Origin of the sequence: Shewanella piezotolerans WP3 (assembly GCF_000014885.1) — a bacterium.
Classification (GTDB): domain Bacteria; phylum Pseudomonadota; class Gammaproteobacteria; order Enterobacterales; family Shewanellaceae; genus Shewanella; species Shewanella piezotolerans.
Genome location: NC_011566.1, coordinates 1,824,036 through 1,848,762 on the forward strand (window position 1 = coordinate 1,824,036; position 24,727 = coordinate 1,848,762).

The 24,727-nt window shown below is 42.8% G+C and carries 24 protein-coding genes; 16 read left to right on the forward strand and 8 right to left on the reverse strand.

The window, feature by feature from the left end; genetic code table 11:
• Window positions 1-190: 190 nt before the first annotated feature.
• A complete protein-coding gene (locus tag SWP_RS07855; protein WP_020911917.1) occupies window positions 191-598 on the forward strand; it encodes a GNAT family N-acetyltransferase in 408 nt (135 codons plus the stop codon).
• A 33-nt stretch (window positions 599-631) separates the two neighbouring features.
• Here SWP_RS07855 and SWP_RS07860 read toward each other — a convergent pair whose 3' ends face one another.
• Both SWP_RS07860 and SWP_RS07865 read right to left on the reverse strand, forming a co-directional pair.
• On the reverse strand, window positions 632-1,189 hold the full coding sequence (locus SWP_RS07860) for a VOC family protein (RefSeq protein ID WP_020911918.1): 558 nt from the start codon (window positions 1,187-1,189) through the stop codon (window positions 632-634).
• An 81-nt stretch (window positions 1,190-1,270) separates the two neighbouring features.
• Complete coding sequence (locus SWP_RS07865; protein ID WP_420804967.1) at window positions 1,271-1,750, reverse strand: L,D-transpeptidase family protein; 480 nt, start codon at window positions 1,748-1,750, stop codon at window positions 1,271-1,273.
• 235 nt (window positions 1,751-1,985) lie between these two features.
• Between SWP_RS07865 and SWP_RS07870 the strand changes: the two genes are divergently transcribed.
• Together SWP_RS07870 and SWP_RS07875 are read left to right on the forward strand one after the other, a co-directional pair.
• Window positions 1,986-2,819 carry an ion transporter gene (locus SWP_RS07870; RefSeq protein ID WP_020911921.1) on the forward strand — a complete coding sequence of 278 codons (834 nt, stop codon included), beginning with the start codon at window positions 1,986-1,988 and terminating at the stop codon, window positions 2,817-2,819.
• Window positions 2,820-2,920: 101 nt separating this feature from the next.
• Window positions 2,921-4,465 carry an MATE family efflux transporter gene (locus SWP_RS07875; protein WP_020911922.1) on the forward strand — a complete coding sequence of 515 codons (1,545 nt, stop codon included), beginning with the start codon at window positions 2,921-2,923 and terminating at the stop codon, window positions 4,463-4,465.
• 20 nt (window positions 4,466-4,485) lie between these two features.
• On the opposite strand, the gene SWP_RS07880 is transcribed toward SWP_RS07875, so the two are convergent.
• Window positions 4,486-4,701 carry a DUF2986 domain-containing protein gene (locus SWP_RS07880; RefSeq protein WP_020911923.1) on the reverse strand — a complete coding sequence of 72 codons (216 nt, stop codon included), beginning with the start codon at window positions 4,699-4,701 and terminating at the stop codon, window positions 4,486-4,488.
• A gap of 297 nt (window positions 4,702-4,998) precedes the next feature.
• Here SWP_RS07880 and yqfB point away from each other — a divergent pair, with 297 nt between their 5' ends.
• From yqfB to SWP_RS07900, 4 genes are all read left to right on the forward strand, one after another.
• The gene (gene yqfB / locus SWP_RS07885) at window positions 4,999-5,304 is read left to right on the forward strand and encodes a N(4)-acetylcytidine aminohydrolase (protein ID WP_044556341.1); all 306 of its coding nucleotides are present in this window, start codon (window positions 4,999-5,001) and stop codon (window positions 5,302-5,304) included.
• A 119-nt stretch (window positions 5,305-5,423) separates the two neighbouring features.
• Entirely contained in the window at window positions 5,424-6,041 is a 618-nt protein-coding gene (locus SWP_RS07890; RefSeq protein ID WP_020911925.1) for a TetR/AcrR family transcriptional regulator, read from the forward strand.
• On the forward strand, window positions 6,041-7,381 hold the full coding sequence (locus SWP_RS07895) for an efflux RND transporter periplasmic adaptor subunit (protein ID WP_020911926.1): 1,341 nt from the start codon (window positions 6,041-6,043) through the stop codon (window positions 7,379-7,381). The genes SWP_RS07890 and SWP_RS07895 overlap by 1 nt, the downstream gene beginning before the upstream one ends.
• Entirely contained in the window at window positions 7,378-10,488 is a 3,111-nt protein-coding gene (locus SWP_RS07900; RefSeq protein ID WP_020911927.1) for an efflux RND transporter permease subunit, read from the forward strand. The genes SWP_RS07895 and SWP_RS07900 overlap by 4 nt, the downstream gene beginning before the upstream one ends.
• Window positions 10,489-10,527: 39 nt before the next feature.
• On the opposite strand, the gene SWP_RS07905 is transcribed toward SWP_RS07900, so the two are convergent.
• Window positions 10,528-10,950: a hypothetical protein gene (locus SWP_RS07905; protein ID WP_020911928.1), complete on the reverse strand. Its 423-nt coding sequence runs from the start codon at window positions 10,948-10,950 to the stop codon at window positions 10,528-10,530.
• A 113-nt stretch (window positions 10,951-11,063) separates the two neighbouring features.
• Between SWP_RS07905 and SWP_RS07910 the strand changes: the two genes are divergently transcribed.
• A complete protein-coding gene (locus SWP_RS07910) occupies window positions 11,064-11,753 on the forward strand; it encodes an energy-coupling factor ABC transporter permease (protein ID WP_020911929.1) in 690 nt (229 codons plus the stop codon).
• A gap of 88 nt (window positions 11,754-11,841) precedes the next feature.
• On the opposite strand, the gene SWP_RS07915 is transcribed toward SWP_RS07910, so the two are convergent.
• Window positions 11,842-12,249, reverse strand: a complete 408-nt coding sequence (locus tag SWP_RS07915; protein ID WP_044555773.1) for a GFA family protein — start codon at window positions 12,247-12,249, stop codon at window positions 11,842-11,844.
• 303 nt (window positions 12,250-12,552) lie between these two features.
• On the opposite strand from SWP_RS07915, the gene SWP_RS07920 reads away from it, so the two are divergent.
• From SWP_RS07920 to SWP_RS07955, 8 genes are all read left to right on the forward strand, one after another.
• Window positions 12,553-13,287: a DUF1538 domain-containing protein gene (locus SWP_RS07920; protein ID WP_020911932.1), complete on the forward strand. Its 735-nt coding sequence runs from the start codon at window positions 12,553-12,555 to the stop codon at window positions 13,285-13,287.
• Window positions 13,287-14,072 (forward strand): DUF1538 domain-containing protein, encoded by a 786-nt coding sequence (locus SWP_RS07925; protein ID WP_044555774.1) that lies wholly within the window; start codon window positions 13,287-13,289, stop codon window positions 14,070-14,072. The genes SWP_RS07920 and SWP_RS07925 overlap by 1 nt, the downstream gene beginning before the upstream one ends.
• Complete coding sequence (locus tag SWP_RS07930; protein WP_020911934.1) at window positions 14,062-14,412, forward strand: P-II family nitrogen regulator; 351 nt, start codon at window positions 14,062-14,064, stop codon at window positions 14,410-14,412. Before SWP_RS07925 ends, SWP_RS07930 begins: the two co-directional genes overlap by 11 nt.
• Complete coding sequence (locus SWP_RS07935) at window positions 14,409-14,819, forward strand: CBS domain-containing protein (protein WP_044555775.1); 411 nt, start codon at window positions 14,409-14,411, stop codon at window positions 14,817-14,819. Before SWP_RS07930 ends, SWP_RS07935 begins: the two co-directional genes overlap by 4 nt.
• A 1,106-nt stretch (window positions 14,820-15,925) precedes the next feature.
• Entirely contained in the window at window positions 15,926-16,894 is a 969-nt protein-coding gene (locus SWP_RS07940; protein WP_020911938.1) for a hypothetical protein, read from the forward strand.
• A gap of 13 nt (window positions 16,895-16,907) precedes the next feature.
• Window positions 16,908-17,312, forward strand: a complete 405-nt coding sequence (locus tag SWP_RS07945; RefSeq protein WP_044555776.1) for a TerB family tellurite resistance protein — start codon at window positions 16,908-16,910, stop codon at window positions 17,310-17,312.
• Between the two features lie 2 nt (window positions 17,313-17,314).
• On the forward strand, window positions 17,315-18,247 hold the full coding sequence (locus tag SWP_RS07950) for a hypothetical protein (RefSeq protein WP_020911940.1): 933 nt from the start codon (window positions 17,315-17,317) through the stop codon (window positions 18,245-18,247).
• A gap of 12 nt (window positions 18,248-18,259) precedes the next feature.
• Window positions 18,260-20,146, forward strand: a complete 1,887-nt coding sequence (locus SWP_RS07955) for a hypothetical protein (protein ID WP_020911941.1) — start codon at window positions 18,260-18,262, stop codon at window positions 20,144-20,146.
• Between the two features lie 83 nt (window positions 20,147-20,229).
• On the opposite strand, the gene SWP_RS07960 is transcribed toward SWP_RS07955, so the two are convergent.
• The 3 genes from SWP_RS07960 to SWP_RS07970 all read right to left on the reverse strand — a co-directional run bounded on the left by SWP_RS07960 (window position 20,230) and on the right by SWP_RS07970 (window position 24,693).
• A complete protein-coding gene (locus tag SWP_RS07960; RefSeq protein ID WP_020911942.1) occupies window positions 20,230-20,586 on the reverse strand; it encodes a glutathione S-transferase N-terminal domain-containing protein in 357 nt (118 codons plus the stop codon).
• Window positions 20,587-20,664: 78 nt separating this feature from the next.
• The gene (locus SWP_RS07965; protein ID WP_044555777.1) at window positions 20,665-21,306 is read right to left on the reverse strand and encodes a Type 1 glutamine amidotransferase-like domain-containing protein; all 642 of its coding nucleotides are present in this window, start codon (window positions 21,304-21,306) and stop codon (window positions 20,665-20,667) included.
• A 180-nt stretch (window positions 21,307-21,486) separates the two neighbouring features.
• A complete protein-coding gene (locus tag SWP_RS07970; protein WP_020911945.1) occupies window positions 21,487-24,693 on the reverse strand; it encodes a DUF748 domain-containing protein in 3,207 nt (1,068 codons plus the stop codon).
• Between the last annotated feature and the right edge of the window lie 34 nt (window positions 24,694-24,727).

The window sequence follows — 24,727 nt, forward strand, 5'->3', positions numbered from 1 at the left end:
GTTAAGCATGAGTCTGAAGTTAACTACCAAAAATAAGCGTGCCTAATAGGCGCGCTTTTTAGTTTGCGAACACTAGACAATCTCTTATGGTAATCTAGGCTGGAAATTGCCATTTTTATCGTTAAATATCTATTGTTAAATTTGTACAACTAGATGTTTAAAATAATATTTATACGAAAAGAGTACTTCAATGACCGAACACCGTTATACCCTTATTGAGCAGGTGCCTAGTGCTGAAGATTTCGTTCGACTTCGCATCATTACAGGCTTAACGCCGAGACCACTAGAAGCTGCGAAGAAGGCGTTGCCCAATAGCGTTTATGGCGTGCATATCTGTGTTGCTGAGCAAACCATTGCCATGGGGCGGGTCGTGGGTGATGGAGTGTTAAATTTTGATATTGTCGATATTGCTGTCGAACCGGACTACCAAGGGCAGGGCTTCGGCCGACTTATCATGCAAAGCATTATGGATTACCTAGAAAATACAGCCTTTAAAGGTGCATATATTACTTTGATGGCGGATGTGCCAGAGCTATATACTCAATTTGGATTTAAGTTGAGTCGACCAGCGAGCGAAGGCATGTATATTACAAAATAGCCCTCGCGCTTCTTCCTTTTGGCTCTGGTATGTTTAGCTTTCTGAAGCGATTACCGCTTTTATGCCGTGCGGGTGAACCTTGATACATAAACCGCCTTTTTTAAAGGCAATGGTTGGATTAGCTAAGCGCTCTTTATCACCTTTTGGTGAACTCATTTTTACTTTTACTTCGGTCTCGCCTGCCAATACAGGCTTGAGATTGGGTAGTGCTGCTAATAGGTCTTGGCTGAGAGTGTCACACTCTTGAGCATCTGATTTTAAAACCAACTCAATATGTTCCCAACCTTCTGCGGGGTAGGATTTTTCCCCAGGGAAGGGCAGTTCGACACAATCGATAGTCATATCGTTAAGCCGTAAAGGCTGATTTAGCTCAATAATTAAAATAGGACGGCCGTTGATCATGTTGTTTGAGATGATAGTGCCATGTTCTGCAAACTCGTGTTGTAACTGCTGCGCTGCATGGGTGCTATTGACTCGCAGCGCAGTATGATCGCATTCAAGTGCCAGTTTATCCAAGCCAAGCTGGCTCATAAACTGAATAATAGATTGGCTAAAGGCTGGCCAACTGCTGGCTAGTTGCTCATAGGTCATTAATTTTTCTCTGCTGGGGCCCGCTTTGTAAACGGGCTTACTGTCTTGATTTTAAGTTTTGATTTAAAGAGGTGCAAAGCGTTATGGCCAGATCTCGATTGGGGTGCCTTCATCAATCGCGCGCCAAAGCTCATCCATCTCAGCATTGGTCACAGCAATACAGCCGTCAGTCCAATTGTACTGCTGAGCCTCTATTGGGCTCAGGCTGGAATTAGGGTTTTCACCATGGATCATGATTTGACCACCCGGCTCTATACCGAGCGCATTGGCGCGTAAGCGATCTTCATCATTTGGGTAGGAGATGTGAATAGAACGGTAATAAGCACTGTCTGACTTTTTATAGTCCAGTAAGTAACGTCCTTCAGGGGTGCGTTGATCGCCTTCTGTGAGTTTATGGCCAACCGGGTTATCACCCATGGCAATCCGGTAAGACTTTAACACTTTGCCTTCGCGTAGCAGTGATAAACTTGATTCTGATTTGGTGACGACGACCAAATCAGCTTTGCCACTGGCATGGGCTAGATTCGTTTGGAAAACGCTTGATACCAGCAGAAATGACATAATTGTTGATAAGAAAACCCGCATTTACAACCCTGAGCCTAACGCCCTTAGCATGTAGAAATTAGGCCTATGTTACCTCAAAATCTGGTGATTGTTGACGTACAAGCTTAAGATTATTTTTGAGCTCTGCTTGTTTGCGTGTCACACTATTCAAATCACCTAATTTAATACCTTGATAATTCAGCTTATGTCGGTTAAATATCAAGTGGCTTTACAGCAAGGAACGGCGCTATAGATGGCTACAGAAACAGACTCGGAAAGTTTATTTAAACTTAAACTTCGCCGAATAATCTTTGGAACAGACACTCCTGCAGGTCGCTTCTTCGATATCAGTTTAATCGTTTGTATTATTCTGAGCGTCATGTTGGTTTTTTTAGATACTGTTGCCCACATTCATCAGCAGTACGGTGAAATCATCATTGTATTAGAGTGGTGCTTCACTATTATATTTACTCTGGAATACCTACTGCGCTTATATTGCTCTGCGAAACCGCTGGAATATGCTAAGAGTTTCTATGGGGTGGTTGATCTGCTTTCAGTACTGCCTACGTATTTGGCTTTAGTATTCCCAGGCGCTAATTTTACTATGGTGATCAGAGTATTAAGATTATTTAGGATCTTTAGAGTCTTCAAGTTGTTGCGTTATTTAAGCGAAGGCAACCTGTTGCTTCGAGCGATGATGCAATCGAGCCGAAAAGTATTTATCTTTTTCTTTTCAGTCAGTTTAATCGTCGTGGTGTTAAGTTCAATCATGTATGTTGTTGAAGGGCCTAATAATGGTTTTTCATCAATCCCTAAGTCTATCTACTGGACGATAGTAACTATAACGACTGTAGGTTATGGTGATATCACCCCTGGGACGAATTTAGGCCAAGCTATTGCTGCATTTACGATGTTACTTGGTTATTCAATTATTGCTATTCCCACAGGGATTTTAACCGCTGAAATCTCACAAGAGATAGGCAAACACAAAGATTTACGCCGTTGCAGTAATTGCTTAAAAGTGGGTCATGAAACTAATGCGCTGTACTGTGATAAGTGTGGTAGTGAGCTAGAAGCCGATATTTAGTGCAGGCTGAATGACTCAATGATAGGGCAATAGCCGTCTTTAGAATGCTGCACATAGCGTTTAATGTGCAGCTTAGTTAGTCAAATGGATTAAGAGGTTTTATGGCAGTTGCCAAGTTTGTACAAGGATCGATACTGCGCCATATTTTGGTGATGAGCTCAACAGCTGCAGTGGGAATTTCGGCGCTATTTGTGGTCGATCTGTTAGATATCTTTTTCCTCAGTTTATTAGGTGAGCAAGAGCTCGCCGCCGCCGTCGGTTATGCTGGCACTATTTCCTTTTTTACCACCTCGATTGGCATTGGTTTATCGATTGCGCTTGGTGCGTTAGTGTCTCGCTCCATTGGTGCTAAAGAGATAGAAAAAGCAAAGCGCTTACTACTTAATAGTGCTGTGGTGACATTACTGATAAGTATTGTGGTCGCGGCTATTGTATTTTTGTTTATACCTGAGTTGCTATCGCTGGTGGGGGCAACCGGAAAAACGGCGGAGTTAGCGGCCGGGTATCTTTATATTTTGGTGCCTTCATTGCCTCTTATCTGTTTGGCAATGGCACTGGGGAGTGCGCTGCGTGCGGTGGGTGATGCCAAGCTGTCAATGGTATCAACTCTGATTGGTGGCGGTGTTAATGCGGTTTTTGACCCAATATTCATCTTTATGTTTGCCATGGGGATTGAAGGTGCTGCTGTAGCCTCGGTGTTAGCCCGTTTAGCTGTGTTTGTTGTGGCTGCCAGAGGAGTGATTGTTAAGCACAAATTGTTTGGCCGATTTAATAGAGATCATTTTATTGCCGACTTAAGCCCAATTTTTGCGATTGCGGGCCCTGCAATGTTAACCAATGTTGCGACCCCTATTGGTAATGCGGTGGTGACACGTGCAATTGCTGATTTTGGTGATAGTTATGTGGCAGGTTGGGCGGTGCTTGGTCGTTTGATCCCAGTCTCTTTTGGCATGATATTCGCGCTTTCTGGCGCAGTAGGTCCCATTGTTGGCCAGAACTATGGCGCACTGGAGTTTGGTCGAGTAAAAGAGTCGCTAACTCGTGCGATTCAATTCTGTAGTGTCTATGTTTTTGTGGTCTCGATATTACTGTTTCTAACCCGAAACCAGATTGTGAGTGTGTTTGATATGCAGGGCGATGCTGCTGAGCTTATCCTGTTTTTCTGTAGTTATATTGCTGTGTTCTTCATCTTTTCGGGGATTCTGTTTGTCGCAAACGCTTCGTTTAATAATTTAGGAAAAGCTAAGTACTCAACGCTGTTTAATGTAGGTAAAGCAACGGTTGGTACTATCCCATTTGTGTATTTTGGCGCTCAATGGGGTGGAGTATACGGCGTGCTAATTGGTCAAGCTATTGGTTCAATCATCTTTGGTGTACTCGGTGTACTTATGGCATATCGCTTAGTGGAACAGGTGAGAGGTTTTGCGGCTGAACAGATGGTTACTGAACCGGTTCAACCGTTGCCAACGACAACTGCTGATGAAATGAAGAGTGAGTTTGATGAAGAGCTTAGTCTAAGTAGTCAAAACCCGATGTCGTCATCGTGTGCTAATATGGCGATGGTGACTGAGGAGCAGGATTGTGAAGCAAGTAATGAAATTGCTGAGCTTATTGGCGTTAAAGGCGAAAAGTCGTCAACCAAGTAAGCCCAACAAAATATGGCTAATTAGCTAGCGGGTGCACTGTCTGTGTCACTCGCGATAGCATCAACTTCAGTTGCTGCTTCATCCTGTTTAGCTAACTCTTCAGCGGCAAGCTTTGCTTGTTGCTCCGCACGCTCAGCCTTAGATACGTATTTTTTGATCGTAGGCGGAGTGTGCTTATTAAGACGAGCTTTAGCACGCTTAGCCGACAATTTGATCATTTTCTGTTTTCTGTTCATGTGTTCTCTACGATAACGTCAATCTAAGGTAAGTTTAGCGCAATAGGCGCTGAGCTTGAAATCGGAAGCGGATTTTACCCTAAAGCGCGGCTCGATGCCACAGTACTCATTTGATTTCAATTCGATAACCTTCCAACTTATGCGTGCCTAATTGTAATTAGCTAATTCACTCTGACCATTATGCTAAATTCAACTGCTTAAAAGAATCGTGATCCAACTCGCTAGTTATAGATTAAAGTTAACCTAGGGGCTGATTTATTGTTAGGCTTCTCCTTTACCTATTGGCTTGAGGGCAATATGCAAACCATCACCTTTTTCCAACGATTTGAAGCAGATATTCTAGCGGGCAAAAAAACCATTACTTTGCGAGATAAAAGTGAGTCTCATTTTGAGGCTGGGCAAATTGTGCATGTGGCTAATTTGGAAACGAGCCACAGTTATGGCCAGGTTGAGATATTGTCGGTGGCTTGGGTCAAGTTTGACGATCTCAATCAGTTGCATGCCGAGCAGGAGAATATGACGCTTGTAGAGCTCAAAACCCTAATCCGAGAGATCTATCCTGAAATAGAGCAACTTTACCAAATCAATTTCAAACTGCTGTAGTCTTTTGCCTGTTACGGCTATTCGAAAGCGTAGTTTTTGAATAACGATAAACCATGCAAAAACAGCATTGAGCAAGTAGACTTAGTGTTATTCAAGTGAATAACACTAAGTCTGATGTAATGACAGAACCAACTAATCAAACAGAAACGGCAACTCAAGTTAGAGAGGCGCTTCTTTGCGCTGCCCGAGTCTGTTTTCTCTCCTCTGATTTTGACAAGGTTAGTATCCGCCAAATCGCCGATGAAGCAGGCGTAAATATGGCAATGATCCGTTACTATTTTGGTAACAAGTTAGGCCTGTTTGAAGCCATGATGATTGAGCATTTAAAGCCAGTGATCGAGCGCAGTAAGCTAATTCGAACTACTGACACAAAATCGATAATGGCAGATATCATCAATGATTTTCACCAAACGATGAGTGCCACCCCCGAATTTCCCCGGTTTTTGTTTAGATTGATGAATTCTGAAGGTTCGATGGAAGTTAAAGCGGTGGTATTTAAGCTGTTTACCCCTTTGGCTAACTTGATCCCCATGCCTAAACCATTACTCGAAAAATGTACTGGCACTGATCCCATGTTAGTCAAAATGTCGATGATGAGTTTGATGGTGTTTCCTTACATCATTCCTGCACCAATGGCTGAGTTACATGGCTTTAAACTCGACAGCGATTTTTACACAAAATTGACGCAACACAACATAAAACTGCTTGAGCAAGGATTATTTGGAGAGCAAGACTGATGGACATAATTAAAGGTAAGCGTTGGTATTTCTTTCCCGCAATGGCTGTAGGCGTAGTCACTTTATTTGCAGTGATATCATTTAGGGGACATCCGCCGTTAGAAGAGATGTCTGAACAGAGTAAACTAGTGGAAGTTGTGCCACTTAATCAAAGCTCTGTAGTCGCGCAGGTTGATGCGTTTGGCCGTGTTACGCCTAAAGTTCAATGGCAATTACTCCCTGAGGTAGGCGGTAAGATTAACTATAAACACCCTGATTTAGCTGTCGGAAAAATGCTGCCTGAAGGCACACTTTTGTTATCGATTGATCCACTCGATTATCAAATTCGTCTCGCCCAAGCACAGGCTGATAGAAAAGCGCTGGAAGGGCAACTGCAAGGTAAAGCACTGCAGCTGGAAAACCTTAAGTTATCACTCGATATTGAGACTAACCGCTATGAATTGGTTAAGTCTGATCTGAAGCGCAAAGAGACGTTACGAAAGAAAAATCTCATTTCCCAGTCTGAGCTTGATGGCGAACGCCAAAATGTATTGGCACAGAAACAAAAGATCCAAGATCTCAATAACAGTCTCAATCTAATGCCGAATGAAACTGATGTGTTGCAGGCACAGCTATTACAAGCTGTGTCTAGGGAAGAAGAAGCACAAAGCCAACTCGATAAAACAGAGATCCGCCAGCCCTTTGAAGGACGGGTATCTGAAGTTAACGTTGAAAATAATCAAGTGGTGGCACCACAGCAAGTACTAGCGAGAATCAACGGCACAGAGATCATGGAAGTGGAAGCACAGCTATCTTTAGCAGATCTGATGACCTTAATGAAAACCGTCGAAAAGCCTGCAATTTTTGACAAGCAGCTACCTAACGCTGAAGCGCTTGGCTTAACCGCTGAAATAACTCTGAAAAGTGCTGCATATGTGTTTAAGTGGCCAGCTAAAATAAGTCGAATCGGTGAAACTGTTGATCCAACTCTGGCGACTGTGAGCGTGGTACTGCAGGTTGAACAGCAATATCGTGAACTTAAAGTCGGTCAGGCACCGCCGTTAGTTAACGGTATGTTTGTGAGTGCCCGTATTAAGGGGAATGCTAAAAACTACTGGATGGTGCCAGAGCGTGCACTTCATGGTGATAAGTTGTACCTGATGGACAGCGACAACAGCTTGCAGCTCATCAAGGTACAGGTTCTATTTCGCCAAGAGGGCCAAGCGGCAGTGCAGGGCGAGCTTCATGACAATATGCAGTTAGTATTGACCGATATAATTCCTGCAGTGACAGGCATGGCTTTACGCCGTAAAAGCGATAGCGCTAATGCCACTGGTGACAATAAGGGGCTAACACAGTGATCGCCTTTTTTGTTCGTCACCCTACAGCAACACATCTATTGATGTTGGCGTTGATCATATTGGGTATCAAAGCGTTACCTGAGCTTAAACGAGAGACCTTTCCTGAATTCTCACCAAACTATATTAGTGCTCGCGTGGTATTACCCGGCGCGTCACCGCAAGATGTTGAAGAAAATCTTTGTCTGCGTATGGAAGATGCTGTAGATAGCTTAGGCAGTATTATTGAAACCAAATGTGATGCGCTTGAGGGCGTGGCACAGATGACCCTCAAGCTTGATGATAAAGCGGATCTGGGACGAAATCTTGTCGACGTACAGACTAAAATTTCAGCAATTAAAGATTTTCCTGCTGAAATAGAGCCTCCTATTGTTGAAGAGTTAGATTTTAGTGAACCGATCATCGATATCGCACTATCTGCAACAACCAGCAAACCAGAACTTAAAGCCTATGCGGAAGATTTTAAACGACGCATAAAGCTTGATACCAGTATTCGTCAGGTAGAGATCGCAGGGTTTTCTCAGCACCAGCTGTTGGTAGAGATCTCGCTCGATGCACTCAAACGTTTAGGCATGAGTGTGGCTGATGTTGCCACTCAGATTGAGCAGCAAAATGTGCAGTTACCCAGTGGTACCTTAGAGACTGCGAGTAAGAATATTCTAATTCGATTCGATCAACGAGAAGTTGAAGCCGACAAGCTGGCTAATATCGTTATCCGCTCAAATGCAGAAGGTGGCGTGGTGCGCCTGCGGGATGTGGCGAAGTTGACCGATAGGTTCGAACTTGATGAGGACCATGTCCGTTTCGATGGTGAACCCGCGGCAATATTAACAGTGTTTAAAAATAAGTCACAAGACTCTTTGCGCCTCAAAGAGGAGGTGATTGGGTTTTTAGATGCAGAAAAGCTGCGTACGCCCGATGGCGTGAGTATTAGCACTTCTAATGATATGAGTTCACTGTTGTGGGATCGACTCACCATGCTAATAAAGAATGGTTGGCAAGGGGTGTTACTCGTATTTCTTTGTATGTGGTTATTCTTTAGTTTTCGTTACTCTTTTTGGGTTGCTATGGGCTTACCTGTTGCATTCATGGGTAGCTTGTTTTTTATGGCTCAAGTTGGTTTGACTATCAACATTATGACCTTGGTCGCCTTTTTGATGGCTATCGGCATCATGATGGATGATGCGATTGTTATCGCTGAATCGATAGCATCGCACATCGAACGTGGCTTAGATAAAACAGAAGCGGTGATTCAAGGGGTCAAACGGGTGTTGCCCGGGGTGATATCGTCCTTTTTAACCACAGTGTTTATCTTCTCCAGTATCGCCTTTATGGAAGGCGATATGGGGAAAGTGCTTAGGGTTGTGCCGCAAACCTTATTGCTCATTTTAACCGTTAGTTTGGTTGAAGCTTTTTTGATACTACCTAACCACTTAGCCCATGCTGCTCAGGGAAAAGAGCGAAAAACCAGTCGCTTTAAAGCAGAATTTAACCGTCGCTTTGAACATTTCAGAACGGTCAACCTTGTCGCAGCAGTTGAGTGGGTGATTGCATGGCGTTATGCCTTCATGGGAGCAGTCATAAGCCTATTGCTGTTATCTGTGTCTCTTGCGGCTGGTGGCGTGGTTAAGTTTATTGGTTTTCCTGAACTCGATGGCGATGTGGTTGAAGCGCGGGTGATATTACCTCCAGGTTCGACTTTATCTCAAACAGAGCATGTCGTTGAAAAAATTGTTAATGCTGCTCAGTTACTTAATGATAAATACAGTAAAGATGAAGATGGCGAGCAGCTGATCCAACATATCACTGAGCGGTTTAACTTTAATGCCGATGCGAATGAGACTGGCGCCCATGTAGCTACAGTAAAAGTGGATCTGTTGAGTGCGGAAGTACGCCAAACACTACTTAACACTTTTATCCGTGAATGGGAGGCTACGGTGGGTGAATTAGTTGACCCAATTGCGATTGTGTACAAGCAACCCTCTATGGGACCTGCTGGTCGGGCGATAGATATTCGTTTACGTGGTGATGACCTGCATCAATTGAAATCGGCATCAATAGAAGTACAGCAATATATCAGTGGCTTTAACGGTGTGTCTGGCGTGATGGACAGTATGCGTCCAGGCAAGTCTGAGATTTTGATGACGTTAAAGCCAGGAGCTGAGGCTTATGGCGTTAACGGTATGATGTTAGCCAGTCAACTACGCGGTGCTTACTTCCACCAAACGGCAGATTACATTCAAGTAGGCCCTGAGAGTATTCAGATTGACGTGCAGCTTGATAAAAGTGATGCGGCTAAGCTTGAGAATTTGGCTAACTTCCCAATAACCTTGAGTGCTTCTGGTGATCAAGTACCATTATCTGCGGTGGCTGACTTTGCTTGGCAGCGTAATTACGTCAAGATCTCACGGCTTGATGGTATGCGTTTTGTCACCATTACCGGTGAAGTCGATACCCATTTGGCTAACGCTGGTGAGATTAATACTGCATTTAAAGATGAGCTTCTGCCAGAGCTAATAAAGCGCTATCCGGGTGTACGAGTTAGTTTTGAAGGTGAGGTAAAAGAGAACGCAACGACTCAGAACTCAATGGTGTCAGGCTTTATTCTGGGTCTGTTAGGCGTATTTGCCATTTTGAGTTTGCAGTTTAAGAGCTACCTAGAGCCACTCATTGTGATGGCAGTGATCCCTCTGGGGCTAATTGGCGTGTTCTGGGGACATTTATTGCTTGGCTTCTCGATGAGTATGCCATCGATCATGGGCTTTATTGCCCTCTCTGGTGTCGTCGTTAATGATTCGATACTACTGGTGCAGTATATTCGTTTTCATGTTGATGAGGGACAGACTGTTCATCAAGCGGTAGTCAGCGCCAGTAAAGAGCGCTTTAGAGCAGTATTTATTACCTCATTAACGACCGCGGCGGGCATGTTACCCTTGTTGCTCGAAACCAGTATACAAGCACAAGTGCTACAACCGCTGGTGATCTCTATGGTATTTGGTATCTTTGCCTCAACCGCATTAGTGCTATTTATGGTACCAGCTTGCTACGCTATTTTAGAGGATTTCGGAAAGGTGAGTTTTGGTGCTAAAAAGAGCGGGCTACGTGCTTAATTTGAATAAAAAAGGGCTTCGATTGAAGCCCTTTTTTATTTAAGAGTCGAACTTTGCGATATCAACCTCAGTAGCACCTTCATTACACTCGCCTCTAATGCTGCCACGGTCATATTGAATAGAGCGGCTGATCTCTATATATCCTTCGCGGCAGTAGCCTGTCATCTCGATTGTCCGACTAAGACCATGCTCTATTTTTTGTGTCCAAGCCGTTAGGTCTGGCCCTTGATAGCGTTTCCTTGAACGTTTTTTTTGCTGGGCTCGCTGTTCATGGGGGAGCGCCTGCTTAGCATTGCTGTCTATCACTAGCTTGGCGCGATAGGTAAACAGTTTAAGGCCATTGCTTTTTATATCGGTTCTAAATGAGTCGGTAAGTTGGCCTGCAAACTCTTCTGGCTCGAGTTCAGGCGTACCGCTACAGGCTGAGAGTAGTAAAACAAGCAATAGAGATATTATTTTCATTATTATTTTTATGTTAAAAATTGGTTTCTAATTGCCAGCATAACGTATATTGAACCAAGTTAGCAGGGCTTTAAAATGTTTTACATTCTGTTGTTTGACTAGGGAGTGTATAGATGATGCAATTTTTAGAACAACTCGTCGATTCTATCAGCCTAAATTCTAGCCTCGCAGGGCTTATTGCAACCGTACTCCTTGTATTTTGGTACTGGCTCATTTGGCCACAAACGCAGTTCTCTGAATTAGTCGCATCACGTAAAAAGCAATCTCGGGTATTTATTGCCACATTTGCAATCAATGCGCTTTGGTTAATCAATGCAAGTGTCTCTCCCCAAATTCATGTGCATTTCCTTGGATTGGTTGTGCTAATGCTTATGTTTGGTTGGCGTTTGGCCAGTATCATCGCTTTATTGCCGGTGCTGTTTTTTGCAATATTTGTGTTAAAGCAGCCGTTAGATTTTGCTCTTTATGCTATTTTTGCTGTGTGTGTTCCGCTATTTGTGTGCTTTATCTTCTACAGTCAAAGCTTTAAATTCCTGCCTCATCACCTGTTTATTTATATTTTCTTTGGTGCTTTCATCAATGGTTTTTTATCTATGTTGTTTCACATTGTTAGCTGGGCATTATGGCTAAATTTGAGTACAGATTATGATTGGTTATACCTTGCGGATAACTATTTGATACTCATTCCCTTATTGGGATTTCCAGAAGCGTTACTTAACGGAATGGCGATAACAATACTGGTGGTTTATCGCCCAGAATGGCTGTATGACTATTGCGATAGGACTTATCTTTGGAAGCAGTAATTAGCTTCTCGATTTTATAGGTAATAGCGGGTGTCATTATTATTCAATGAAAGCTGCCAAAAATAGCTAAAGGAAGGAAAACCAATATTTAGCTTCTCGATTGTGGGTAGCGAGTGCAGCGATCGTTTAATGAGAGCCATTTAAGTTGGCTGTCTGTGTGAATATGATAAGTTGGCTGCACATTATTCGGTTCATCAAGTGATACGATTGATAGCGTTAAATAGCTCGGATAACGAGTATCTCTAAAACTTATCTGTGATCCACATTGATGACAAAAACCACGCCGCACAAATTCTGAAGAGTGGTATTCAGTCACCGCTCCCGTTAGCCAGCTGACCTCATCGATATGAAAATCCATCCAAGCCCCAAGAACAGAACCTGTACTTTTTTGGCATTGGCGGCAATGACAATAGTCTGCAGCAAAAGGGCTGGCGGATAATTGGTATCTGATGGCGCCGCACAAGCAGCCGCCGTGCTGTGTAATAGTTTTTGTCATATACCGGATCTACATTGAAATTGTGAGTTTCAGCGGTGCTGTGCCAGCTAAATTCATTATTGATAGCCTATCGATTATTTTAGATAAAGTCACTTTATTGCAGTGGCTTTGCTATGCCAAGGTTAATAATGAAAGTGCAAACAGAATGTGAATCACTACCTAGCGCATTCTAACAATAATGTAATTAGCTCAGCACCTTATAACTCTATGATATAGCTCACAGATGTGGGTGAAAGTGTTAATCACTTGTTGTGATTTCGGGTGGTTTTGGCAGACTGGAACTGTAGCCCCAAAGGAGTGAGTATGGCTTCAATCAGTCAGTTGTTAAATGCGATGCTAAATAGTTTTAAAGATCTTATCCCTATTATTTTAGTGGTTAGTTTCTTTGAAATATTTGTATTGCATCAAGCCCCAGATAATCTTTTTTCTATTCTTATTGGTCTTATATTCATTGTTGTCGGACTCACTTTCTTTGTGTTTGGTTTGGAGATGGGGCTGTTCCCTATCGGCGAATCGCTAGCACAAGCGTTGGCGAGAAAAGGCAGTGTATTTTGGCTAGTGATATTTTCATTCTCCTTAGGCTTTGGTACTACGCTTGCCGAGCCAGCACTAACTGCTGTGGCTAATGAAGCTGCCGAGGTTGCGGCCGATGCAGGAGCGATCGCCCAAAGCGAAGCGGCAATGGACAGTTATGCAATGGGGCTAAGGTTAACCGTTGCACTTTCTGTTGGCCTGGCAATTTTGCTTGGCGTTGTGAGGATTTTGAAAGGTTGGCCTATCCATTACATTATTATTGGTGGTTATGTCTTAGTCATGGTACTGACTTCCTTTGCACCAGAAAACATCATCGGTATTGCTTATGACTCTGGGGGCGTTACCACATCGACCATTACCGTACCTTTAGTGACTGCACTCGGGGTTGGATTAGCCAGTGTGATTAAAGGCCGCAATCCCATGTTAGACGGTTTTGGTTTAATCGCTTTTGCCAGTCTAATGCCGATGATCTTTGTGCTTATTTACGGAATGGTGGTGCTGTAATGGAGATGCTAATCAAAGTTCTCGAAACGTTAATGCTCACGGCGCGAGATGTAGTACCAATTGCGGCGATCTTATTTGGTTTTCAATTAGGGGTATTGAAAAGACCTGTCGCTAATTGGCGGAGAGTTGCAGCGGGTTTTGTTTACGTCATTTTGGGGTTGAGCTTCTTTTTAGTTGGACTCGAGTTGGCACTGTTCCCTATTGGTGAAGCGATGGCTGAGCAACTAACCTCACCGGCATTTATTCATGCTGATGACCCATCTATCACGGTCAATGCATGGCAAGACTACTATTGGGTCTATATCTTTGCTGCAGCGATTGGCTTTAGTACCACTATTGCCGAGCCATCTTTAATCGCTGTGGCGATAAAAGCCAATGAAGTCTCCGGTGGCAGTATCGGCATTCAGGGCCTGCGGATCTCGGTGGCGATTGGGGTTGCTTTTGGGATCTCACTGGGCTGCTTTCGCATCGTCGTAGGCGATCCCATACATTATTACATCATGGCAGGTTACGTTATTGTGGTTATACAGACCTTTTATGCCCCTAAAATGATCGTACCTTTAGCCTATGACTCTGGCGGGGTAACCACATCTACTGTAACAGTGCCACTAGTTGCAGCACTGGGCTTAGGCTTAGCAACCAATGTTGATGGTCGCAATCCATTAATTGATGGATTTGGACTGATTGCTTTCGCGAGCTTATTTCCGATGATCACCGTAATGGGCTATGCCCAACTGGTCGAATTTAAAAATAGAACTCAAAAGGAGCGGAATAATGCGCTTTAAACTGATAATTGTCTTTATAGATGATGCATGTACTGACTCGATCCTCGATGCGGCGCGCAGTAAAGGGGCGACAGGTGCCACAGTGATCAACCATGCCCGTGGCGAGGGGCTTAAAAAGCAGAAAACCTTTATGGGGTTGTCTCTTGATATTCAGCGTGATGTCGTACTTTTGTTGGTTGAGGAGCATTTAAGCCGAGCCATTTTGGAAACTGTTAATGAAGTGGGTGAATTTGATAGTGATTCAGGAAAAGGTATCGCTATTCAAATTGATGTTGAAGATGCCGTTGGTGTTGCACACCAAGTACAACAGTTGAGTCATGATATAGAGGATCAAATATGAGCAAGCAAAAACCTGTCAGAAACCATGATGTAATGTGCCAAGAGTACGCCATGGTGGATGGCCTGCAAACAGTTGCAGAGGCAATAGAGCAAGCGGTTACTCATAAGGTGAATGTCTTGTTCGTTAACAAACGTGATGACGATGATGAATACGGCATGGTGTTAATGAGCGACATTGCCAAAAAGGTATTGGCAAAGGATAAAGCCCCAGACCGTGTTAACATCTATGAAATAATGGTGAAACCTGTCCTATCGGTGGAGGGGAATATGGACGTGAGGTATTGCGCTCGTTTATTTGACCGTTTTGGGATCACGAAAGCGCCAGTGATTGAACAGGGGAAAATCGTTGGGTTGGTGAGTTACCATGATATTGTGCTTAAAGGCATGATAAATAGAATAAGTGTTTAGGCTCTATTTATATCGCCCCAAGTCAATGGACTCAATATGATTGGGCTGTATATTTCTGGATCAGAGATGACAGCATTGAGTTATACCAATCAGTATAAAGATTTGATCGCTCAGCGAGAGTTTAGCGACTTTGAGGTAAGGCAATGAATGAAGAGCATAGTTATTCTACGTTCAAATTCATTAACGCAGCATCAAAGCCGCTAAAACTAGCCTTTAGGAGTGTTTTTGGCTTGCTACTTCTGCGTTGAACAAACTCATAAGGGAATAACCATTATGTCATTACTCACTTTGAATTAGCCTGCCAAAAACGCTCTGAGTAGATCAACTTCTTATACTGATTGGTATTAGAGGAAACACTGTACCAATCGGCCTTGCTTTGGCTTAAAGAGGAATGGCCTTTTTCTAAAATTGTATTCCCTGGTCGCAGTGTTTCCTGGGAAGTTTGGCATATGAATTTACCAGTGTAGATTCCATTGTTGCATAGTAAGGGTATGATTTAACGAGCCATTGTGTTTTAGGATGGCCCTTGACTCGCAGAATATTCTTATGCTTACGTACATTTAACCTCTAAGCAGCCCATCAGCTTTGCTTATTCCTACATCCTGTCTCATCTCCCTTACTTTTTAAGGGGAGCTGCAATATGCAGGTTAGCTTTGTGCAGTGCTTTAGAGCCTATATGTAGAATGTTACGTGCTCCGTATTCTTTGCCTTGCCTCAGAAATAAAAATCCTCGTTAAGTACTCAAATCATCGTACCAATTGGTAGAGTTGTTAATGATTATAGAAAACCTGACAGGGTATTTCTGTATTTTAGTCAAAACCATTTAGGGAGTTAGGCTTGTTGGAAATTCACTTGTCGCTTGAGTTATATCACTTTTTTTAGATAAAAATCGATGATCAGCCCCTTTATTTACCGAAATAATGTAGAGTAAAATTCAGTAGATAAAAGTTGGATAATTGTAGTCGATACTTAAAGCGGTTGCTGCCGATTTGATTCAAGATATCTGTTACGGGAGCTCACTGGCCATTATGGGTCATATAATTACCAACTCATTACTTCATTGAGCTTAGCGCTCAAATTTTTGTTTTTAGACTAATGGAAGAACAATGGAAATAAGTTTAACGCACATTCTCCTTGCGGTAATAGGAATGGGAGCTTTGGTCATTATAGCTCAGATTGTCATATTTAATAAAATCAAAGGTTTGCAAGTTAATGCCGTGCAACAGCTCAGTGATGTTAATATCCAGTTAGCTCAAACTATTGATGGTATCCCCGCTATTATCCAAGCCCATTTCCAGGCCGGAGTCGAGCCAATAACGGATGCCCAACAGGCTTATCAAAATAAGGCTCAGCAGTCATTTAAGGCCATAAACCAGTTATTTACCGCCAAAATTGAAGAAAAACATTGCGAAAACAGCAAACTGCATAGTCAATTGCAAACACAATTGCAGGAACTTCAGCAACAACTGTCTACGCTTTCAGTTAAGCAGCATGAGCAAACTAATTCGCAGATAGTGACGGCACTTACAGATTCCCAAGGTGTGCTCAAAACCGGTATCGAAGAGATGGGAAGTATGTTGAATAGTGCGATTAAACGCACTCAAGCTGAGCTTGAGAAAGACGCAAAAAAACAGACTTTCATCAATAAGCAACATCAATTATCTAACCTTGAAACGATGTCTAGCTTAATTCAAAATTTGCGGGTGCAAAACCTAGTGGAGTTAACCAATGAGCTGGCTCAGCATACCGAGTTAACCCTTGATACCCAAGACTTTGTCAAACATTTAGGTGAATGCAAGGTGGTTAAAATTGAAGACAAGCACTCGGGGCAAGTGACTCAAGTTTATTACGAGAACGGTATCAAACATAGCAGCGATACCTTACAGGGTGAGCAACTCAAGTATCAGATGTTTTATGACCAAGAGGGGCGATTGGCTAAAGGGGTTGAGTACGATGCTGATCAGCAAGTAAGTTTTGAATATTTCTATGACGGCGCTGGGGAAGTCAACCAGCGTGTTGAATATGTTTATGATGCCGACGGCAATCAAGCTGACCCAATTAAGAAAGTCTATTAGAGCAAGGGATACCATGTATTTAAGTGAATTATCAGTAGCAGAGCGCAAAACCTTTCTCGAGCTTGCCTATTCAGTCATGGCACTTAATGGCAGCCACAAAGAGCAAGAGAAAGCCATCTTTGAGTCATTTACCCATGAGTGCGGTATGCCGTCATACCAGCTCAAGCAGCAAGATGATATAGACGCAGTAATTAAGGTGTTGACTCGCAGTGAAATGAAAAACCGCCGTATTGTGATCGTTGAGCTATTTGGCATTGTGCTTGCTGACGGAGAGTATTGTGAAAACGAAGCTGCGTTTATGCTCAAACTTGCATCATCATTTGGCATTGAGGAGTTTGAGCTGAAGCGCCTACAGCGTTGGGTCGAAGCTATGAACGACTTAGTACATGAAGGTTTTAGTCTTATCATGAAGGATTAACTATGTTTGGACGATTAGGAAGCTGGGCCGCAGCTAAGATAAGCAACGTGGTAGACAAAGTGGTCGAGGTGACAAAAAAAGTCACCGAAAAGGTCATTGAGAAGGGTTCTAAGTGTTGGAATGCCTTTACAGGCAAGACGACATTCGATAAAGCTGAACGCCTGTACCAAGAGATCTGTGATCGCTATGATAAGAAAAAAATCGAGTATGATCAGAGTTGTAAAAAGCTTATTGATGATATCGATACACAGGTCGGTGCCATTAATCGCTTTAAACAAGATATCTATGGCGTACAATTTAAGCGTTTTGTCTCTCTAGCGAATCGATTACATAACGTGACAGTTAAAGGTCAGCCTTTCGAAGAGTTGTTTGACGATGCAATTCTTGAAATAAAAACGACGGCAACGGTTGAGCACAGGAATAACCTATTCTTAATCGACTTTAATAAGTTTGATTTAGTTCGAGTTGCTTCTTATGTACTGACTCTGGGATTCTACTCGCGAAAGAAAGCTAAGCAAACACTACTAAAAGTGCAAGAAGAGGAGCTCCGCATTGATGAAGAGATTGCTAAAATGGAGTCTCATCAGTGCCAGCTTCAGGTCGTGACAGCATCTATCGACAACGTAGTTGAGTATTTCGATGAATTAATCAAAAACTACAATAAGTTACTGGACCGATTTGAGTATGGCATTCAGAGCCAGCGCCATAAGCAAATGGCACATGCTGACGAGATCTTTGCCCATAAATTGGACTTTAAGCTGATCCCTATTGCTCATATCGAAGAGTTTCAAGCGCTGTTTAATCTCTCGATAGTACTCAAGCAGATGGCAAACTTAGGCTACCTGTCAGAGAGTGGTCAGTGGAACTCGGACGATAATCAGCAGGCTAAAGAATTGTATCAACAAGTAGCCACTATTAAGGCTATCGCCGCATAAGGATCTCGGCAAATGGCTACAAAAGAAAACTATACTCAGCCTGTAATAGAGATGGAGCAAGTATTAAAGCAGCTGCAGAGCTGCTCGCCGTTACAGGTCAGCAAACAATTAATTAATTTGGAACTGCATGACCAACGAGAGTCTCTTGAGGTTATGGCGACGATTTATGACGAATTTGAACAGGGCAGTAATGTCACTGATGAGTTGGTCAAGCCGTTAGTGTTGAACATGTTAGATGGCTTGCTCAGCATCAAGAAACTCGGATTAAAACAGCGAGGCATTACAGCGACTCGTCTGGTTAACGAAATAGATAGCTTTAGCTATAACAATGCAGCCATGACAGGTAATGACTTGCATCTCGATAAGCAACGCCTCGATGCAGATACCGCAGCCCATCAAGATGATAAAGGTCGTTATGTCCGCGATAAGGCTGAGGCTGGCGCTAACACTCCAGACAATTATATGGAGGATGTAGGCAAGAAAAAGGCTTACACCAAAGCCTATTTTGCCAGCCAACAGTCGAAAGATGAGAAGAAGACGGTATACAGTGAGCTCGAGGTCAATGATAAGGGGGAGCGAAAACAGCTCCGAAGAAATTCACAACACTATCAGGCTGAACTGGACGCGAAAGGATTAAGTGCTGTAGAGCGAACCTATAATGCGGACCATAACTTACCACTTAAACACCTTTTCGATGAATATAAAAGCTCTAAAGCCTTGTCAGTGAGTGATCTTAGAGAGGCGGCTGGCAGCGCCGATAATTTCGATATCATCAGCCAGAAGGTGAATAAGATTAAGTTAGACTCTAGCTGGTCTGAGTTAAAGCATAAGCGTGACAGCTTGAAGGCAAAATCTAAGCTCACCGCAGCAGAGAAGCAAACATTGGACAGCTTGGAGTCCCATGTCAATCAAGCGACTTGGGATAACGCTCTGGCACGAGAAGCTGAAGCTCGTAGCGCGGTAGAGTCACACTTGAATCAGAAAGTGGTCGGTAAGCTAATATCGGATCCTAAGCTAGTTAAAAACGCAGCGGCAGATGCAGGAAAGAGAGCAAAGGACGATCTTGTTGACTCCGGCGTGGGTGAACTCATTATCCTAGTGGTTAAAACGGTCAGTTTTGAACTGAAGGATATGTTTCAAAATGGCATTACACATGGCACAGGTTGCTCATCGAGCACAGAAGCGTTTGGCGTTAGAATGCGTCGAGCGCTTAAATATATTAGCAACAATTTACTTAATATTAGCCTGGGAAGCCTTAAGGATGCGGCGGCAAACTTCGTAAAGTATCTGCTTAATGCCATTGTTGAGATGTTTGTTGGAATATTAAAAAAAGCCTTGAAAGTCATCACCGAAGGTTTCAATGCAATCTTGGCTTCGATCAAAATATTAATGGGAGAGTCTTCTGCAGCAGAGAAAGCGGATTCTATTACCAAGCTACTTGCCGCTACGGTCGTCACTTATATAGGTTTCGCTTTCGAAGAATCAGTGCTTGGTTTTATTAATAAGCTGCCTTTTGGTGATGTGCTATCCGATGCTGTCATGGTGATATTGACTGGCATAGCCTCTACGGTGGTTGTTTGGCTGCTGGATAAAATGGATCTGTTTTCAGTACAGGACGAGAAGCGAGCCGCTCGAGTCAAGGAGATCTTTGATATGCGTATTCGTCAAATCAAGGAAAACACCGACGCATTTGAGACCGCCGCATTGCAAACGCTGACTAACAACAAGTTGCAATTTCGTCAGATATCGGAGTCTATGAGTCAGGCAATAGAGAACGATAACAACGTGAATAGCAGCGTCTATGCCATGGCTGAATTTATGCAGATAGAGTTAAAAATCAGCACTACGGATGATTTTATGCACCTGCTGGATTCTCAAGAACCTTTGGTAGTGTGCTAGATTACTGGGTAATTAGGGCTTATAACGACAATAAGGGTAGCTTACAAGCTACCCTTATTTAGTTTAACTATACGCTTTGATGTTTAAGCAAATTTCTTATCTAAGAAGCCGATGATCTCAGATGATTCATACATCCAAGTTGCTTTCCCTTCATCTTCAATTTTTAAACAAGGAACTTGAAGTTTACCACCTTCGGTAAGCAGGGTGTTCTTATGTGGTTCTTGTTTCGCATCAAGGGTGACAATGTTGAGGCCTTGGCGACGTAATGACCGGCGTACCTTCACACAAAACGGACAAGCCTTGTATTCATAGATAGTCATGTTTTTAGTGACGTCATCTATCTTTTGCTGCTCAGCGATAGGGCGCTTGAGCTTTTTTGGTGCAAAAATAAAGTTTAAAAACAAAATGATCCGACCTAGTACCCAACGAATAACAAACATTTACTGCCCTTAATGTGTTTTGGTTCGAAAGGATTTTACCCTATGCTTTGCAGCGTTAACAGCTTTGATTAGAAATCGTTATCTAGGGGGATTTTCAATCAAGCTTGGAGCGCCGTAGACCAGCAAATTTTTCCCTACCTGCAATAAAGCATCGTTATCTGCACACAAATAGGTGCGACTTTTTAGCAGGTTAAGTTGTTGCTGAAACTCACTATCTATTAGTTGGTCTTGGGTCACATGGGGCACAAATTGAAAGTCAACCAGGTTTAGGGCGCTCAAAGCGGATTGCTGGTCAGTTACCTTATCGCCGCAAAGCGCAGCACTGGCTATCGATGGCGTTAATAACATTGCCCCGGCGCTGACACCAACGATGGCTCCGCCATTTTCTACAAAGGCTTGGAATACGGCAATGAGCTTACGCTGTTTTACTGCTTGTAAAAACCGCTGGGTATCTCCGCCTGACAAGTGAATGACGTCACAGTCTAATAGTGCATTAAGCGCCGTTTGAGTAAACTCAGACTCCAGCTCTAAATAGACGCTCATCTGTACATTTAGCTTTCGATATAGTTGCTGAGTTTGCGAAAAATACTCTCGTTTAGGATCGGGAGCTGAGGCGATATAACCCACTTTGGGCTTAGTAGCCGCTACCTCGCTAAGTAAGCGACTTATTACTATCAACGCATTTGGTGAGGAAGGCTGGCTTAACAAGGCTAAAATCATCGTCATTCCATTGAATGTGTACTCTGTTAATGGTAAATACTATCTGTGGAAAACCAATAAATACAGTGTAGTTATTTGAAATGATTAAATTAATCCAAGAAAAGGGTCAAATTAATGGTTGTGCTGATAATAAAAAGGCACCTGAACGGGCGCCTTTTTTTAATATTAGCCGTTTAAGGGTTAATTGGCGGTTAGGGTCAATAGAGCCTGACTGGCACCTGTGTTTAGGTTGACTCGGCTATCGAGTAAAAATACTCTCTCTGGTGCTACGGTTTTATTGTTTGCTAAGAAAGTTTTAACGGCAGCTGCTCTTTGTTGAGCCAAATTCCCTAGTGCATCATCAGAGATCCGTTGTGCACTGAGGCTAAAATTATACAGCGCAATGTGCCAACGAGTAGCCAACTCTTCATCAGTCAGAGCATTATCACCTTGATGTTCGGCTTCTATTGCGGTTTTAACATCAATAGCAGGGCTGGCAAGCTCAGTTTCATAAAGTAACTTTAACGCATCAGACAGGGGGCCGCTTGTTGGATAGGTGCTGGCGGTTAGCCCTGTTGGAAGCTGCTCTGGTTCGAGTTGTGCAAGTTGTGCTAATTTCTGGCTCAGTTGTACTTCTGATAAGGCGCGGTTGTCGTCGGCTACATTGACTGCGCCCTCAACATTGAGCATAAGCATTGGTCTATCTGCTAAGCCTTTGGCGAGTTGCCCTAAGGTTTCTTGGGCCTTGTCGCTAAGCTGACTGCTGCCTGCGCTAAAGTTCACTTTATCAAGTTCATCATCGTCAGCGCCTAGCAAGTTTGCTAATAGTGAGAAGGGCGCTGTTACGGCTTTGGTGATTACGTTGGTAAACGCAGTCATTACAATACTGCCAAAGCTAAAACTTGGCTCATCTAAGTCGCCTGAAACCTGTAGACCTAGATCAATTACTCCATGCCTGTCTTGTAACAGAGCAATCGCAAGGGTTACCGGTAATGTGGTCGCTAAGCTACTATCACTGGGTTTGCCCAGTTCGAGTTGATCTACGACTAAATGGTTGTCACCGACTAATTGATTATTCTCTAGCCGATAATTTAGTGCTAACGACAGCTGACCTTTATCTATGTAGTAACCCGCATAAGTGCCTGAATACGGATTTACAGAGGTGAGTTCTACATGTTTGAACGCCAGTGCTAGGTCTAAAAATGGTTGTTCCAATAATGGGTTTATATCGCCTTTTAATGTCACTGGTGCGTAGCGATCGATCTTTCCCTGTATATCGACTGAAGCAGCTTTTTTGCTAGATGAAGACAGTTGGGTTATCTGGCCATTAAGCTGTTCGATGCTTGCGGCAAAGTTTGGTGTTAATGAGTTATCGGCGAAGAAGGTTGACCCCTCTTGAATACTAATTTTATTGATACTGATAGCCATCGCAGCGGCTACTTGGTTGTTGTTATCTGTGGTCGGTTTGGTGACTTTAACAGTGGTTGCAGTTTGTGTATTTTGCTCAGTCGGTAAGCTTAACTCAGTGGCAGGGGGACTTACCATTAGCTCGCCAAAGTTGGTGCTTTTATCTTCAGCAATAATGATGCGACCGTATGGTTGCTCTAGCATTATGTGGTCTATTTCAACGCTATTGGCCGCTTTATCGAAGCCAATGGCATTAATATCGACATTTTTCCATTTTAATAGTGTCTTCTTTTGCACTGTGTCTTTTACAAGCAGGTGGCTAATATTCAACGCGCCATTGTAGCTAACTTGGTCAGCCTCATTGTTGAGCTCTAAATTACCTTCTGTTGACAATAACCCCTGCTTTAAGTCGATATTGATGTAAGGGCTAAGGTAATCTTGGAATTGGTTTAAACCGAGATTTGATAGCTGTATTTGGCTCAGCACATTTTGCTGTTTAATATCAATGCTGCCATCTGCAGATAAGGATCCTTGTTGATTGATATTAAGTGACAGTTGGTAATCAATAGGGCTGGATAGATCGGCATTGATTTTGCCTGTGTGCAATTTGACGTCACTTATCCGCCAAAGTGTCTCTTGGGTGATAATTTTTTCAGTCAGGTTCACTTGGTAGTTTTCAATGTCGACCCCGTTTAATACCGCTGTCCAAGGTAAGCTTTGTGCTTCCTTATCTGCATTATCCACAACGTCGTCTTGTTGTTGCTTAGGTTCGGCTGTCGTCGCTAATTTTGGCTCGAATAGCTTTTCTAGGTTGCTGCCTTTTTGATTGAGAGTGGTATTTACAACTAAGCCTTGAGAGCTAATTTTATCAGCGCTAATGGATTGATGATTTAAATCAAACTCAATCCCCTCAATAGCAAAGATAGGTAAGCTGGCAACTGTTATCTTGTCATCAATCAGCGTAAGGTCTTCAAACTTGATTAAGCCTTCATTGGTAGTGACTTGAAAATAGTCATTCTTCTCTTCTAGGCGATACTGGCTGTCGACACTTAATCTCCCCGAGGCTAAATTGGCAATAAATTGTTTATCAATAAAAGACCAAAACTGTGGCAGTTGAATATCGGTCAATTGAATATCACCCACAATAGAAAGCGGTTCGAGTTGCACAACCCCTTGAGTGGAAATCTCTCCACCATTATTACCCACAAAATGAATAGCGTATTGGTTGCTTTGCTCTTCCTGTTTGCTTTGCATCGACATTGATAATGCATTTTTTGAGTCAAATGACTTAATATTCAGGTTTACTTGAGGATAGCGTAACTTGCCTTCGGTGATGTTATCGATAAAGCTAAGGTTAGCATCAACAATTGCCAAATTTTCAACCATAAAGTGAGGCAGCCCTGTTGCAGGCTCTGATGTTCCCTCAGGCTGGCTGCTATTTTTCGCCAGAGTGTCTAATATATCGCTAAAATTGAAAGTTAATGAGTTATCGGTTTTGAGCCGCTCAACATTCAGTGAAGGATTTAATAATGTCACATCAGCAATACTGAAAGCGGTATTAAAAATAGAGTGCCAAAAGCGATATTCAAAAGTAAGTTGTTCAAATTCAACAAATTCGTCGCTGTTTAGGGTAGTCTTACTTTCCTGAATTTGAAATTGGTCAATCGTCATTTCAAAGGTAAAGGGGTTGATTCGAATATCATTCAAGATCACAGGGCGTTGCAGTAAATTCGACAGTTGTTGTGGTACTTGTTTAACTGCAATGTAGGGGATTAGTAATCCTAAAATTGCGGTAAATACAAGGTACAGTGTGGCAGCTAACGTGAGTAAACGCAGGTAGCGAGGTAGTTGGCGAAATTTATCTCTAAATCCAACGAGTGATTTTGGGACGATAGTCATACTGACCTTAACTTCTTCTTTGATGAATGAGTACTTCATTTTTGCTAGCCCGTAACCCAAGGGGTAGAAACCTTTAGTGGTTACAAAAGCGTTACAAAGCAAAAATAGACTCCTATAATTTTAGCTACATTATTAT

Coding starts and splice junctions, on each gene's coding strand:
- SWP_RS07940 (WP_020911938.1), top strand. CDS start 15,926: ATGGAAATAAGTTTAACGCACATTCTCCTTGCGGTAATAGGAATGGGA.
- yqfB (WP_044556341.1), top strand. CDS start 4,999: ATGCAAACCATCACCTTTTTCCAACGATTTGAAGCAGATATTCTAGCG.
- SWP_RS07855 (WP_020911917.1), top strand. CDS start 191: ATGACCGAACACCGTTATACCCTTATTGAGCAGGTGCCTAGTGCTGAA.
- SWP_RS07925 (WP_044555774.1), top strand. CDS start 13,287: ATGGAGATGCTAATCAAAGTTCTCGAAACGTTAATGCTCACGGCGCGA.
- SWP_RS07930 (WP_020911934.1), top strand. CDS start 14,062: ATGCGCTTTAAACTGATAATTGTCTTTATAGATGATGCATGTACTGAC.
- SWP_RS07935 (WP_044555775.1), top strand. CDS start 14,409: ATGAGCAAGCAAAAACCTGTCAGAAACCATGATGTAATGTGCCAAGAG.
- SWP_RS07920 (WP_020911932.1), top strand. CDS start 12,553: ATGGCTTCAATCAGTCAGTTGTTAAATGCGATGCTAAATAGTTTTAAA.
- SWP_RS07875 (WP_020911922.1), top strand. CDS start 2,921: ATGGCAGTTGCCAAGTTTGTACAAGGATCGATACTGCGCCATATTTTG.
- SWP_RS07865 (WP_420804967.1), bottom strand. CDS start 1,750: ATGTCATTTCTGCTGGTATCAAGCGTTTTCCAAACGAATCTAGCCCAT.
- SWP_RS07910 (WP_020911929.1), top strand. CDS start 11,064: ATGATGCAATTTTTAGAACAACTCGTCGATTCTATCAGCCTAAATTCT.
- SWP_RS07895 (WP_020911926.1), top strand. CDS start 6,041: ATGGACATAATTAAAGGTAAGCGTTGGTATTTCTTTCCCGCAATGGCT.
- SWP_RS07950 (WP_020911940.1), top strand. CDS start 17,315: ATGTTTGGACGATTAGGAAGCTGGGCCGCAGCTAAGATAAGCAACGTG.
- SWP_RS07870 (WP_020911921.1), top strand. CDS start 1,986: ATGGCTACAGAAACAGACTCGGAAAGTTTATTTAAACTTAAACTTCGC.
- SWP_RS07965 (WP_044555777.1), bottom strand. CDS start 21,306: ATGATTTTAGCCTTGTTAAGCCAGCCTTCCTCACCAAATGCGTTGATA.
- SWP_RS07880 (WP_020911923.1), bottom strand. CDS start 4,701: ATGAACAGAAAACAGAAAATGATCAAATTGTCGGCTAAGCGTGCTAAA.
- SWP_RS07955 (WP_020911941.1), top strand. CDS start 18,260: ATGGCTACAAAAGAAAACTATACTCAGCCTGTAATAGAGATGGAGCAA.
- SWP_RS07905 (WP_020911928.1), bottom strand. CDS start 10,950: ATGAAAATAATATCTCTATTGCTTGTTTTACTACTCTCAGCCTGTAGC.
- SWP_RS07915 (WP_044555773.1), bottom strand. CDS start 12,249: ATGACAAAAACTATTACACAGCACGGCGGCTGCTTGTGCGGCGCCATC.
- SWP_RS07890 (WP_020911925.1), top strand. CDS start 5,424: ATGACAGAACCAACTAATCAAACAGAAACGGCAACTCAAGTTAGAGAG.
- SWP_RS07945 (WP_044555776.1), top strand. CDS start 16,908: ATGTATTTAAGTGAATTATCAGTAGCAGAGCGCAAAACCTTTCTCGAG.
- SWP_RS07860 (WP_020911918.1), bottom strand. CDS start 1,189: ATGACCTATGAGCAACTAGCCAGCAGTTGGCCAGCCTTTAGCCAATCT.
- SWP_RS07960 (WP_020911942.1), bottom strand. CDS start 20,586: ATGTTTGTTATTCGTTGGGTACTAGGTCGGATCATTTTGTTTTTAAAC.